The following is a 13143-nucleotide window of genomic DNA, read 5'->3' on the forward strand; positions in this document are numbered from 1 at the left end:
CCGACTCTTCCGTGGTAGCGAAGATCGGCTGCTCCATCCGGGTGATTGGGGGTGTCGCTGCGGCCCGTGGACGACCTGCTAGCCTGTGGAGCGCAACCCGACGTCCTTTAAGGTCCGTCCCGTGAGGCGGAGAAGGAGGTCCGTTTCGTATGGACACGCAGGATCCGCAACCGCCGCCCACGTCGCGGCCGGACGCACGGCCCGTTCTCGAGGCCCCCGACATCGCGCGGGTCATGACCCGTATCGCCCACGAGATCGTCGAACGCGCCAAGGGCGCCGACGACGTGGTGCTCCTCGGCATCCCGACCCGAGGCGTCTTCCTCGCCCGGCGGCTCGCCGACAAGCTCGAGCAGATCACCGAGCGCAAGGTCCCGGTCGGCTCGCTCGACATCACCATGTACCGCGACGACCTGCGCATGCAGCCGCCGCGGGCGCTGGCCCGCACCGAGATCCCCGGTGACGGCATCGACGGCAGGCTCGTCGTCCTCGTCGACGACGTGCTCTTCTCCGGCCGCACCATCCGCGCCGCCCTCGACGCGCTGAACGACATCGGCCGCCCCCGCGCGGTGCAGCTGGCCGTCCTCGTCGACCGCGGCCACCGCGAACTGCCCATCCGCGCCGACTACGTCGGCAAGAACCTCCCCACGTCGCTGCGGGAGACGGTCAAGGTCCTGCTCGTCGAGGAGGACGGCCGCGACACCGTGCTGCTCGGCGCCAAGCAGACCCCCCAGTAGCACCGCGAAGCGCACACCGGACGCGTGTGCGCCGGCGCGGCACGCCCACGCGCGTACCCGTCTGCCCGATTTCGCCTCATTGAACTGCCTTTACGGAGCCTGACAGATGCAGCGTCATCTCATCTCGGCCGCCGACCTCACCCGCGACGACGCCGTCCTCATCCTCGACACCGCCGAGGAGATGGCCCGGGTGGCCGACCGGCCGATCAAGAAACTCCCCACCCTGCGCGGCCGTACCGTCGTCAACCTCTTCTTCGAGGACTCCACCCGCACCCGGATCTCCTTCGAGGCCGCCGAGAAGCGGCTGTCCGCGGACGTCATCAACTTCTCCGCCAAGGGCTCCAGCGTCTCCAAGGGCGAGTCCCTGAAGGACACCGCCCAGACCCTGGAGGCCATGGGCGTCGACGCGGTCGTCATCCGGCACGGCGCCTCCGGGGCCCCCTACCGGCTCGCCACCTCCGGCTGGATCGACGCCCACGTCATCAACGCGGGCGACGGCACCCACCAGCACCCCACCCAGGCGTTGCTCGACGCCTTCACCATGCGCCGCCGGCTCGTCGGCCGGGACGCCGGGCTCGGCCAGGACCTGAACGGCCGCCGCGTCACCCTCGTCGGCGACGTCCTGCACAGCCGGGTCGCCCGCTCCAACGTCGACCTGCTGCACACCCTCGGCGCCGAGGTCACCCTCGTCGCCCCGCCCACCCTGCTCCCGGTCGGCGTCGAGACCTGGCCCTGCGAGGTGTCGTACGACCTGGACTCCACGCTGCCCAAGTCCGACGCGGTGATGATGCTGCGCGTCCAGCGCGAGCGGATGAACGCCGCGTTCTTCCCCACCGAGCGCGAGTACTCGCGCCGCTACGGCCTCGACGGCGACCGCATGGCGCGGATGCCGGAGCACGCCATCGTGATGCACCCCGGCCCGATGGTCCGCGGCATGGAGATCACCGCCGAGGTCGCCGACTCCGGCCGCTGCACCGTCATCGAACAGGTCGCCAACGGCGTCTCCATCCGGATGGCCGTCCTGTACCTGCTGCTCGGCGGAGCCGAGTTCCAGACCGCCGGCACGCCCGCCCCCGCCCGTACCGCCGAGGAGAAGTGAGACCGATGAGCAAGACCCTGATCCGTGGTGCGAAGGTGCTCGGCGGCGAGCCGCAGGACGTCCTGATCGACGGTGAAACGATCACTCAGGTCGGCGCCGGGCTGTCCGCCGAGGGCGCCGAGGTCGTCGAGGCCGGCGGCAAGGTGCTGCTGCCGGGCCTGGTCGACCTGCACACCCACCTGCGCGAGCCCGGCCGCGAGGACTCCGAGACCGTGCTGACCGGCACCCGCGCCGCCGCGAGCGGCGGCTACACGGCCGTGTTCGCCATGGCCAACACCTTCCCGGTCGCCGACACCGCCGGCGTGGTCGAGCAGGTCTGGCGGCTCGGCAAGGAGCACGGCTACTGCGACGTACGCCCGGTCGGCGCCGTCACCGTCGGCCTGGAGGGGCGGAAGCTCGCCGAGCTGGGCGCCATGCACGAGTCCGCGGCCGGCGTCACCGTCTTCTCCGACGACGGCAAGTGCGTCCACGACGCCGTGATCATGCGCCGCGCCCTGGAGTACGTGAAGGCCTTCGACGGCGTCGTCGCCCAGCACGCCCAGGAGCCCCGGCTCACCGAGGGCGCCCAGATGAACGAGGGCGTCGTCTCCGCCGAGCTCGGCCTCGGCGGCTGGCCGGCCGTCGCCGAGGAGTCGGTCATCGCCCGGGACGTGCTGCTCGCCGACCACGTCGGCTCCCGCGTCCACATCTGCCACCTGTCGACTGCCGGATCCGTGGAGATCGTCCGCTGGGCCAAGTCCCGCGGCATCCGCGTCACCGCCGAGGTCACCCCGCACCACCTGCTCCTCACCGACGAGCTGGTGCGCTCGTACAACCCGGTCTACAAGGTCAACCCGCCGCTGCGCACCGAGCGCGACGTCTTGGCCCTGCGCGAGGCGCTCGCCGACGGCACCATCGACATCGTCGCCACCGACCACGCCCCGCACCCGCACGAGGACAAGGACTGCGAGTGGGCCGCGGCCGCCATGGGCATGGTCGGCCTGGAGACCGCGCTGTCGGTGGTCCAGGAGACGATGGTCGACACCGGTCTGCTGGACTGGGCCGGCATCGCCGACCGCATGTCCTTCACCCCGGCGCGCATCGGACGCGCCGAGGGCCACGGCCGCCCCGTCTCGGCAGGTGAGCCCGCCAACCTCACCCTCGTCGACACGGCATACCGTGGACCGGTGGACCCCGCGGGCTTCGCCTCACGCAGCCGCAACACGCCCTACGAGGGCCGTGAGCTGCCGGGCCGTGTCACGCACACCTGGCTCCGGGGCAAGGCCACGCTCGTCGACGGGAAGCTCACGTGACATCTCTCATCCTGCTGGCCGCCGAGAAGGAATCGGCGGAAGTGACCGACTGGGCCGCCCGGATCGGCTGGGTCGTCGGTCTCGCCCTGTTCGTCGTGCTCGTCTACTGGCTGATGCGCGAGGGCTGGAAGTGGCGCGGCACGCTCCAGAGCGACCTGCCGGAGTTGCACAGCGCGCCGGACGACCCCGGCCCGGCGACCCTGACCATGAGCGGCCGCTACCACGGCTCGACCACCGCCGGTCAGTGGCTGGACCGCATCGTGGCGCGCGGCCTGGGCACCCGCAGCCGTGCCGAGCTCACCCTGAGCGACGCCGGACTGGACGTCGTACGCCCCGGCGCGGACGACTTCTTCGTCCCGGCCGACGCGCTGCGCGACGCCCGGCTCGACAAGGGCATCGCCGGCAAGGTCCTCACCGAGGGCGGCCTGCTGGTGATCACCTGGCAGCACGGCGACCGGCTCATCGACTCGGGGTTCCGCTCCGACCACGCGGCCGAGCACACCGAGTGGGTCGAAGCCCTCACGAACATGATCAACAAGACGGAAGGCGCACGATGACAACCTCCGCCCAGGGAGCCGCCAAGGTTCCCGCCGTACTCGTCCTGGAGGACGGCCGGATCTTCCGCGGCCGTGCCTACGGGGCGGTGGGGGAGACCTTCGGCGAAGCGGTGTTCTCCACCGGCATGACCGGCTACCAGGAGACCCTCACCGACCCGTCGTACCACCGCCAGGTCGTGGTGATGACCGCCCCGCACGTCGGCAACACCGGCGTCAACGACGAGGACGCCGAGTCCAAGCGGATCTGGGTCTCCGGCTACGTCGTGCGCGACCCCGCGCGCGTGCCGTCCAGCTGGCGCTCCCGCCGCACCCTCGACGAGGAGCTGGCCGCCCAGGGCGTCGTCGGCATCAGCGGCGTCGACACCCGCGCCCTCACCCGGCACCTGCGCGAGCGCGGCGCCATGCGCGTCGGCATCTTCAGCGGCGACGCGATCCAGGAGGACGCCGCGCTGCTCGCCCGCGTCCAGGAGGCGCCCCAGATGAAGGGCGCCGACCTGTCCGCCGAGGTCGCCACCACCGAGCCCTACGTCGTCCCCGCGATCGGCGAGAAGAAGTTCACCGTCGCCGCGGTCGACCTCGGCATCAAGGGCATGACCCCGCAGCGCATGGCCGAGCGCGGCATCGAGGTGCACGTGCTGCCCGCGACCGCGACCGTCGACGACGTGTACGCGGTGAACCCGGACGGCGTGTTCTTCTCCAACGGCCCCGGCGACCCCGCCACCGCCGACCACGCCGTCTCCGTGATGCGGGGCGTGCTGGAGCGCGGCACCCCGCTGTTCGGCATCTGCTTCGGCAACCAGATCCTCGGCCGCGCCCTCGGCTTCGGCACCTTCAAGCTGAAGTACGGCCACCGCGGCATCAACCAGCCGGTGCAGGACCGCACGACCGGCAAGGTCGAGGTCACCGCGCACAACCACGGCTTCGCCGTCGACGCCCCGCTCGACCAGGTCTCCGACACCCCGTTCGGCCGTGCCGAGGTGTCCCACGTGTGCCTGAACGACAACGTGGTGGAGGGCCTCCGGCTGCTCGACCGGCCGGCCTTCAGCGTCCAGTACCACCCCGAAGCGGCCGCGGGCCCGCACGACGCCGCCTACCTGTTCGACCGCTTCGTCTCCCTGATGGAGGGCCAGCGTGCCTAAGCGCACCGATATCCAGTCCGTCCTGGTCATCGGCTCCGGCCCGATCGTCATCGGCCAGGCCGCCGAGTTCGACTACTCCGGCACCCAGGCGTGCCGCGTGCTCAAGGCCGAGGGCCTGCGCGTCATCCTGGTCAACTCCAACCCGGCGACGATCATGACCGACCCGGAGATCGCCGACGCGACCTACGTCGAGCCGATCACGCCCGAGTTCGTCGAGAAGATCATCGCCAAGGAGCAGCCGGACGCCCTGCTGCCCACCCTGGGCGGCCAGACGGCCCTCAACACGGCGATCTCCCTGCACGAGAACGGCGTCCTCGACAAGTACGGCGTCGAGCTGATCGGCGCCAACGTCGAAGCGATCCACAAGGGCGAGGACCGCGACCGGTTCAAGGAGGTGGTGGAGGCCGTCCGCCGCAAGATCGGCCACGGCGAGTCCGCCCGCTCGTACATCTGCCACTCCATGGACGACGTCCTCAAGGGCGTCGAGGAGCTCGGCGGCTACCCGGTCGTCGTCCGCCCGTCCTTCACCATGGGCGGCGCCGGCTCCGGCTTCGCGCACGACGAGGAGGAGCTGCGCCGCATCGCCGGCCAGGGCCTCACCCTCTCGCCGACCACCGAGGTGCTCCTGGAGGAGTCCATCCTCGGCTGGAAGGAGTACGAGCTGGAGCTGATGCGCGACAAGAACGACAACGTCGTGGTCGTCTGCTCCATCGAGAACTTCGACCCCATGGGCGTGCACACCGGCGACTCCATCACCGTCGCCCCGGCGATGACGCTCACCGACCGCGAGTACCAGATCCTCCGTGACGTCGGCATCGCCGTGATCCGCGAGGTCGGCGTCGACACCGGCGGCTGCAACATCCAGTTCGCGGTGAACCCCGAGGACGGCCGGGTCATCGTCATCGAGATGAACCCGCGCGTCTCCCGGTCCTCCGCGCTCGCCTCCAAGGCGACCGGCTTCCCCATCGCCAAGATCGCGGCCAAGCTCGCCGTCGGCTACACCCTCGACGAGATCCCGAACGACATCACGCAGGAGACCCCGGCCTCCTTCGAGCCGACCCTCGACTACGTGGTCGTGAAGGCCCCGCGGTTCGCCTTCGAGAAGTTCCCGAGCGCCGACTCCACCCTCACGACCACCATGAAGTCGGTCGGCGAGGCCATGGCGATCGGCCGCAACTTCACCGAGGCGTTCCAGAAGGCGCTGCGCTCGCTGGAGAAGAAGGGCAGCCAGTTCACCTTCACCGGCGACCCCGGCGACAAGGCCGAACGGCTGCGCGAGGCCGTCCGCCCGACCGACGGCCGCATCAACGCCGTCATGCAGGCCATCCGCGCGGGCGCCACCCCCGAGGAGGTCTTCGAGGCCACGAAGATCGACCCGTGGTTCGTCGACCAGCTCTTCCTCATCAAGGAGACCGCCGACGAGCTGGCCGCCGCCCCCGAGCTGACCCGCGACCTGCTCGCCGGGGCCAAGCGGCACGGCTTCTCCGACCAGCAGATCGGCGAGATCCGCGGCCTGCGCGAGGACGTCGTCCGCGAGGTCCGCCAGGTGCTCGGCATCCGGCCGGTCTACAAGACGGTCGACACCTGCGCCGCGGAGTTCGCCGCGAAGACGCCGTACTTCTACTCCTCCTACGACGAGGAGACCGAGGTCGCGCCCCGCGAGAAGCCGGCCGTCATCATCCTGGGCTCCGGCCCGAACCGCATCGGCCAGGGCATCGAGTTCGACTACTCCTGCGTCCACGCCTCCTTCGCCCTGAGCGACGCCGGCTACGAGACCGTGATGGTCAACTGCAACCCGGAGACCGTCTCCACCGACTACGACACCTCCGACCGGCTCTACTTCGAGCCGCTCACCCTGGAGGACGTCCTGGAGGTCGTCCACGCCGAGCAGCAGGCCGGCCCGGTCGCGGGCGTCGTCGTCCAGCTCGGCGGGCAGACCCCGCTGGGCCTGGCCCAGGCGCTCAAGGACAACGGCGTGCCCATCGTCGGCACCCCGCCGGAAGCCATCCACGCCGCCGAGGACCGCGGCGCCTTCGGCCGGGTCCTCAAGGAGGCCGGCCTGCCCGCCCCCAAGCACGGCACCGCCACCACCTTCGCCGAGGCCAAGGCCATCGCCGACGAGATCGGCTACCCGGTCCTCGTCCGCCCGTCCTACGTGCTCGGCGGCCGCGGCATGGAGATCGTCTACGACGAGAACCGGCTGGAGGCGTACATCGCCGAGTCGACCGAGATCAGCCCCTCCCGGCCGGTCCTCGTCGACCGCTTCCTCGACGACGCCGTCGAGATCGACGTCGACGCCCTCTACGACGGCGAGGAGCTCTACCTCGGCGGCGTCATGGAGCACATCGAGGAGGCCGGCATCCACTCCGGCGACTCGGCGTGCGCCCTGCCGCCCATCACCCTCGGCGGCTTCGACATCAAGCGGCTGCGCGCCTCCACGGAGGCCATCGCGCGCGGTGTCGGGGTACGCGGGCTGATCAACATCCAGTTCGCGCTGTCCGGCGACATCCTCTACGTCCTCGAGGCCAACCCGCGCGCCTCCCGCACCGTGCCCTTCACCTCGAAGGCGACCGCGGTGCCGCTGGCCAAGGCCGCCGCGCGGATCTCGCTGGGCACCACCATCGCCGAGCTGCGCGCCGAGGGCCTGCTCCCGGCCACCGGTGACGGCGGCGAGCTGCCGCTGGACGCGCCGATCTCCGTCAAGGAGGCCGTGCTGCCGTGGACCCGCTTCCGGGACATCCACGGCCGGGGCGTCGACACGGTCCTCGGCCCGGAGATGCGCTCCACCGGCGAGGTCATGGGCATCGACAGCGTCTTCGGCACGGCGTACGCCAAGTCGCAGGCCGGCGCCTACGGCCCGCTGCCCACCAAGGGCCGCGCCTTCATCTCGGTCGCCAACCGGGACAAGCGCTCGATGATCTTCCCGGCGCGCGAGCTGGCGGCCCACGGCTTCGAGCTGCTCGCCACCTCCGGCACCGCCGAGGTCCTCAAGCGCAACGGCATCAACGCCACCGTGGTGCGCAAGCACTTCGAGGGCGCCGGCCCGAACGGCGAGAAGACCATCGTCCAGCTCATCCACGACGGCGAGGTCGACCTCATCGTCAACACCCCGTACGGCACCGGCGGCCGCCTCGACGGCTACGACATCCGCACGGCGGCGGTGGCCCGGTCCGTGCCCTGTCTGACCACGGTCCAGGCGCTCGCCGCCGCGGTCCAGGGCATCGACGCGCTCAACCGGGGCGACGTGAGCGTCCGCTCGCTCCAGGAACACGCGGAACACCTGACCGCGGCCCGCGAGGACTAGCAGCCCCCAGGGGGACACCGGAAACGGTGTCCCCCTCTCCATGAGGACACCATGTACAGGATTCTCTTCACCCTGCTCTTCTCACGAATGGACCCGGAGCAGGCCCACCACCTGGCCTTCCGCTGGATCCGCCGCGTCGCCCGCGTCCCGGTGCTGCGCACCTTCGTCGCCGCGGTGCTCGCCCCGCGGCACGAGGAACTGCGCACCGAGGCCCTCGGACTGCGTCTGCACAGCCCCTTCGGGCTGGCCGCCGGCTTCGACAAGAACGCCGTCGGCATCGACGGCCTGGCCATGCTCGGCTTCGACCACGTCGAGATCGGCACCGTCACCGGCGAGCCGCAGCCCGGCAACCCCAAGAAGCGGCTGTTCCGGCTGGTCCCCGACCGGGCGCTGATCAACCGCATGGGCTTCAACAACGACGGCTCGCTCGCCGTCGCCGCCCGCCTCGCCTCCCGCGAGCCGGTGTTCAAGACGGTCGTGGGCGTCAACATCGGCAAGACCAAGGCCGTCCCGGAGCCCGAGGCCGCCGCCGACTACGTGAAGTCCGCCGAGCGGCTCGCGCCCCACGCCGACTACCTGGTGGTCAACGTCTCCTCCCCGAACACCCCCGGACTGCGCAGCCTCCAGGCGGTGGACCAGCTCCGCCCGCTCCTCACCGCCGTGCGCGAGGCCGCCGATCGCGCGGTCCCGGCCCGCCGGGTGCCGCTGCTGGTGAAGATCGCCCCCGACCTGGCCGACGAGGACATCGACGCCGTCGCCGACCTCGCCGTGGAGCTGGGCCTGGACGGCATCATCGCCACCAACACCACCATCGCCCGCGAGGGACTCGGCCTGACCGCGGACCCGGCCCTCGTCCGGGAGACCGGCGGACTGTCCGGCGCACCCCTCAAGGCCCGCTCGCTCGAGGTGCTGCGCCGCCTCTACGCGCGCGTGGGCGACCGCATCACCCTGGTCGGCGTCGGCGGCATCGAGAACGCCGAGGACGCCTGGCAGCGCATCCTGGCCGGCGCCACCCTGGTCCAGGGGTACAGCGCCTTCGTCTACCAGGGCCCCTTCTGGGCCCGCGCCATCCACAAGGGGCTCGCCGCGCGGCTGCGCACCAGTCCCTACGCCACGCTCGCCGACGCGGTGGGCGCCGACGTGAGGACGTCCGCATGACCGGTCTCGAACCCTTCGGCGCACGGCTGCGCCGCGCGATGGACGAGCGGGGGCCCCTGTGCGTGGGCATCGACCCGCACGCCTCCCTGCTCGCCGAGTGGGGCCTCGACGACGACGTGAACGGTCTGGAGCGGTTCAGCCGCACCGTCGTCGAGGCGGTGGCCGACCGGGTCGCCGTGCTCAAGCCGCAGAGCGCCTTCTTCGAGCGGTTCGGCTCACGCGGCGTCGCCGTCCTGGAGAAGACGGTGCGGGAGGCACGGGCGGCCGGGGCGCTGGTCGTCATGGACGCCAAGCGCGGCGACATCGGCTCGACCATGGCCGCCTACGCGGAGGCGTTCCTGCACCGGGACGCGCCGCTGTTCTCCGACGCGCTCACCGTGTCGCCGTACCTCGGCTACGGCTCGCTGGGCCCGGCCGTCGCGCTGGCCCGGGAGTCCGGCGCCGGGCTGTTCGTGCTGGCGCTGACCTCCAACCCGGAGGGCGGCGAGGTGCAGCACGCGGTGCGGGCCGACGGGCGCACGGTCGGGGCGACGATTCTCGGCCACCTGGCGCTGGAGAACGCGGGGGAGGAGCCGCTCGGCTCCTTCGGCGCGGTCGTCGGCGCCACCCTCGGCGACCTGTCCTCCTACGACCTCGGCATGGGCGGGCCGATCCTCGCGCCGGGCATCGGGGCGCAGGGGGCGACGGCGGCGGACCTCCCGGCGGTGTTCGGGCGCGCGGTGCGCAACGTGGTGCCGAACGTCAGCCGCGGGGTGTTGCGCCACGGTCCCGACGCGGTCGCTCTGCGTGACGCCGCGGAGCGGTTCGCGGACGAGATCCGGGCCGCGGTGACGTCCGCCTGAGACGGCCCACGAGGGGACTCCGTGGTCGTCGCACTGTGGATGCACCCTCAAATCCGAGGAATTATGTCCAGAATGTCCGTCCTGGCGGAGGCTGACCAGGACTTTTCCGCTGTTCTCGCTGACTCAGAGCGCTCTGGCCGCTAGTCTCCGACGAGTGGGGCTGCCTCCCACGCCTTCCAGGCAGTGGGGGAGAAGGGGCACGTGTTGCTCGTGGCTCCCCAGGTGTGGGGCGACTAGGTTCCTCACCGGTCCGTATCCGACAGTTCGACATCCGAGGTGACGTAGGCGTGGCTCTTCCGCCCCTTACCCCTGAACAGCGCGCAGCCGCGCTCGAAAAGGCCGCCGCGGCTCGCCGGGAGCGGGCCGAGGTAAAGAATCGACTCAAGCACTCCGGCGCCTCCCTGCACGAGGTCATCAAGCAGGGCCAGGAGAACGACGTCATCGGCAAGATGAAGGTCTCCGCCCTGCTCGAGTCCCTGCCGGGCGTGGGCAAGGTCCGCGCCAAGCAGATCATGGAGCGTCTGGGGATCTCCGAGAGCCGCCGCGTGCGGGGTCTCGGTTCGAACCAGATCGCCTCCCTGGAGCGCGAGTTCGGCAGCACCGGCTCCTGAGTCACGGGCGGTCCGGGACCGGCGTCCCGGACACCCCGCGATTGCTGGAATAATCGCCGCATGGCTGCAACACCCCGGGGGGCGACCCCCGTACCCCCGGACGAACGTCCGCGGCTGACCGTGCTCTCCGGCCCCTCCGGGGTCGGCAAGAGCACGGTCGTCGCTCATATGCGCAAGGAACACCCCGAGGTCTGGCTCTCGGTGTCGGCGACGACCCGCAAGCCCCGCCCCGGTGAGCAGCACGGCGTCCACTACTTCTTCGTCACCGACGAGGAGATGGACAAGCTGATCGCCAACGGCGAGCTGCTGGAGTGGGCCGAGTTCGCGGGGAACCGCTACGGCACGCCCCGCGCGGCGGTGCTGGAGCACCTGGAGGCGGGTGTGCCCGTGCTCCTGGAGATCGACCTCCAGGGCGCGCGGCAGGTCCGCGCGTCCATGGCCGAGGCCCAGCTGGTGTTCCTGGCCCCTCCCTCCTGGGAGGAACTGGTGCGCCGGCTCACCGGCCGCGGCACCGAGTCGCCGGAGGTCGTCGAGCGCCGCCTGGAGGCCGCGAGGACCGAGCTCGCCGCCGAGCCGGAGTTCGACACGACCCTGGTCAACACCTCCGTCCAGGAGGTCGCCCGCGAGCTGCTAGCCTTGATGAACGTCGTGTGACCGTGGGCGACTGTCCGCCGGTCGGAGCGACTGCATCTTTCCCATCCATCGGAAGGTAGAGCGTGTCCTCTTCCATCTCCGCGCCCGAGGGCATCATCAACCCGCCGATCGACGAGCTCCTCGAGGCCACGGACTCGAAGTACAGCCTCGTGATCTACGCGGCCAAGCGGGCCCGCCAGATCAACGCGTACTACTCGCAGCTCGGCGAAGGCCTGCTCGAGTACGTCGGTCCTCTCGTCGACACCCACGTCCACGAGAAGCCGCTCTCGATCGCCCTGCGCGAGATCAACGCGGGACTGCTGACCTCCGAGGCCGTCGACGGCCCCGCCCAGTGATCGGTCAGTACGTCGTACGATCAGCTCGCAGCTGACTTTTCCACAGGCCCGGCAGCACGTCTGCCGGGCCTGTGGTGTCTCATGGGTGATGGCAGCAGGTTTCCGAGGTCCGGGGAGAGACGGTGGACGAGCCGAAGGTCGTTCTGGGGGTCAGCGGCGGCATCGCCGCCTACAAGGCCTGCGAGCTGCTGAGGCGGCTCACGGAGTCGGGACACGACGTACGGGTCGTCCCCACGGCCTCCGCCCTGCACTTCGTCGGCGCCGCCACCTGGTCCGCCCTGTCCGGCAACCCGGTCTCCACCGAGGTCTGGGACGACGTCCACGAGGTGCCGCACGTCCGCATCGGACAGCACGCCGACCTGGTCGTCGTCGCACCCGCCACGGCCGACATGCTGGCCAAGGCCGCCCACGGCCTCGCCGACGACCTCCTCACCAACACCCTCCTCACCGCGCGCTGCCCGGTGGTCCTCGCCCCCGCCATGCACACCGAGATGTGGGAGCACCCGGCCACCCAGGAGAACGTGGCCACGCTGCGCGCCCGCGGCGCCGTCGTCATCGAGCCGGCCGTGGGCCGCCTCACCGGCGTCGACACCGGCAAGGGCCGGCTGCCCGACCCGGCCGAGATCTTCGAGGTCTGCCGCCGCGTCCTGGCCCGCGGCGCCGCCGCGCCCGACCTCGCCGGACGGCACGTCGTGGTGAGCGCCGGAGGCACCCGCGAGCCCCTCGACCCGGTCCGCTTCCTCGGCAACCGCTCCTCCGGCAAGCAGGGCTACGCCCTCGCCCGCACCGCCGCCGCCCGCGGCGCCCGCGTCACCCTGATCGCCGCCAACACCGCGCTGCCCGACCCGGCCGGCGTGGACGTCGTGCGCGTCGGCACGGCCGTGGAACTGCGCGAGGCCGTCCTCGACGCCGCCGCCGACGCCGACGCGGTGGTCATGGCCGCCGCCGTGGCCGACTTCCGCCCCGCCGTCTACGCGTCCGGGAAGATCAAGAAGAAGGACGGCACGGAGCCGGAGCCCATCACCCTGGTACGGAATCCGGACATTCTCGCCGAGGTCTCCGGGGACCGGGTGAGGACCGGACAGGTGATCGTGGGCTTCGCCGCGGAGACCGACGACGTGCTCGCCAACGGCCGCGCCAAGCTGAAGCGCAAGGGGTGCGACCTCCTCGTGGTGAACGAGGTGGGCGAGGCGAAGACCTTCGGCGCCGAGACCAACGAGGCCGTGGTGCTGGGTGCCGACGGCAGCGAGACGCCCGTCCCGCACGGGCCGAAGGAGGCCCTCGCCGACACCGTCTGGGACCTGGTGGCCGAACGTCTCGCATGAGTGGCCCATCCGGTCCCCGGCCACCCAGAACCCAGCCATCCGGGGCGTGGCGCCTCTGGCGAACCGCGCCCCGCACGGGGAGAATGCCCGTGC

General features: G+C 71.4%; 12 protein-coding genes. All 12 read left to right on the forward strand.

Annotation, left to right across the window (positions count from 1 at the left end; translation table 11 throughout):
* The first annotated feature begins 149 nt into the window (after positions 1 to 149).
* Positions 150 to 734, forward strand: coding sequence for a bifunctional pyr operon transcriptional regulator/uracil phosphoribosyltransferase PyrR (gene pyrR, locus ACIQ8B_RS11455; RefSeq protein WP_290004352.1), 585 nt, complete (start codon positions 150 to 152; stop codon positions 732 to 734).
* 106 nt (positions 735 to 840) lie between these two features.
* Positions 841 to 1833, forward strand: coding sequence for an aspartate carbamoyltransferase catalytic subunit (locus tag ACIQ8B_RS11460; RefSeq protein WP_106415135.1), 993 nt, complete (start codon positions 841 to 843; stop codon positions 1831 to 1833).
* A 5-nt stretch (positions 1834 to 1838) separates the two neighbouring features.
* Positions 1839 to 3125, forward strand: a complete 1287-nt coding sequence (locus ACIQ8B_RS11465; RefSeq protein WP_290004351.1) for a dihydroorotase — start codon at positions 1839 to 1841, stop codon at positions 3123 to 3125.
* Positions 3122 to 3682 (forward strand): hypothetical protein, encoded by a 561-nt coding sequence (locus tag ACIQ8B_RS11470; protein ID WP_403546530.1) that lies wholly within the window; start codon positions 3122 to 3124, stop codon positions 3680 to 3682. Before ACIQ8B_RS11465 ends, ACIQ8B_RS11470 begins: the two co-directional genes overlap by 4 nt.
* On the forward strand, positions 3679 to 4821 hold the full coding sequence (gene carA, locus ACIQ8B_RS11475; RefSeq protein WP_403546531.1) for a glutamine-hydrolyzing carbamoyl-phosphate synthase small subunit: 1143 nt from the start codon (positions 3679 to 3681) through the stop codon (positions 4819 to 4821). Before ACIQ8B_RS11470 ends, carA begins: the two co-directional genes overlap by 4 nt.
* Complete coding sequence (gene carB / locus ACIQ8B_RS11480) at positions 4814 to 8125, forward strand: carbamoyl-phosphate synthase large subunit (RefSeq protein ID WP_403546532.1); 3312 nt, start codon at positions 4814 to 4816, stop codon at positions 8123 to 8125. Before carA ends, carB begins: the two co-directional genes overlap by 8 nt.
* 51 nt (positions 8126 to 8176) lie before the next feature.
* A complete protein-coding gene (locus tag ACIQ8B_RS11485; protein WP_403546533.1) occupies positions 8177 to 9283 on the forward strand; it encodes a quinone-dependent dihydroorotate dehydrogenase in 1107 nt (368 codons plus the stop codon).
* Entirely contained in the window at positions 9280 to 10125 is an 846-nt protein-coding gene (gene pyrF, locus ACIQ8B_RS11490) for an orotidine-5'-phosphate decarboxylase (protein WP_403546534.1), read from the forward strand. Before ACIQ8B_RS11485 ends, pyrF begins: the two co-directional genes overlap by 4 nt.
* Before the next feature lie 287 nt (positions 10126 to 10412).
* On the forward strand, positions 10413 to 10736 hold the full coding sequence (locus ACIQ8B_RS11495; RefSeq protein WP_003977346.1) for an integration host factor: 324 nt from the start codon (positions 10413 to 10415) through the stop codon (positions 10734 to 10736).
* Positions 10737 to 10796: 60 nt separating this feature from the next.
* Entirely contained in the window at positions 10797 to 11390 is a 594-nt protein-coding gene (gene gmk / locus ACIQ8B_RS11500) for a guanylate kinase (RefSeq protein ID WP_106415142.1), read from the forward strand.
* 62 nt (positions 11391 to 11452) lie between these two features.
* Complete coding sequence (gene rpoZ, locus ACIQ8B_RS11505) at positions 11453 to 11725, forward strand: DNA-directed RNA polymerase subunit omega (RefSeq protein ID WP_106415143.1); 273 nt, start codon at positions 11453 to 11455, stop codon at positions 11723 to 11725.
* 122 nt (positions 11726 to 11847) lie between these two features.
* Positions 11848 to 13050 (forward strand): bifunctional phosphopantothenoylcysteine decarboxylase/phosphopantothenate--cysteine ligase CoaBC, encoded by a 1203-nt coding sequence (coaBC, locus tag ACIQ8B_RS11510; RefSeq protein ID WP_403546535.1) that lies wholly within the window; start codon positions 11848 to 11850, stop codon positions 13048 to 13050.
* Positions 13051 to 13143: the final 93 nt, after the last annotated feature.

Source organism: Streptomyces sp. NPDC096105, assembly GCF_044763335.1.
In the GTDB taxonomy this organism is placed as follows: domain Bacteria; phylum Actinomycetota; class Actinomycetes; order Streptomycetales; family Streptomycetaceae; genus Streptomyces.

Bases quoted from the DNA above. Each gene is read 5' to 3' on its own strand.
- ACIQ8B_RS11485 (WP_403546533.1), top strand. From the start codon at position 8,177: ATGTACAGGATTCTCTTCACCCTGCTCTTCTCACGAATGGACCCGGAG.
- carA (WP_403546531.1), top strand. From the start codon at position 3,679: ATGACAACCTCCGCCCAGGGAGCCGCCAAGGTTCCCGCCGTACTCGTC.
- pyrR (WP_290004352.1), top strand. From the start codon at position 150: ATGGACACGCAGGATCCGCAACCGCCGCCCACGTCGCGGCCGGACGCA.
- gmk (WP_106415142.1), top strand. From the start codon at position 10,797: ATGGCTGCAACACCCCGGGGGGCGACCCCCGTACCCCCGGACGAACGT.
- pyrF (WP_403546534.1), top strand. From the start codon at position 9,280: ATGACCGGTCTCGAACCCTTCGGCGCACGGCTGCGCCGCGCGATGGAC.
- ACIQ8B_RS11460 (WP_106415135.1), top strand. From the start codon at position 841: ATGCAGCGTCATCTCATCTCGGCCGCCGACCTCACCCGCGACGACGCC.
- ACIQ8B_RS11465 (WP_290004351.1), top strand. From the start codon at position 1,839: ATGAGCAAGACCCTGATCCGTGGTGCGAAGGTGCTCGGCGGCGAGCCG.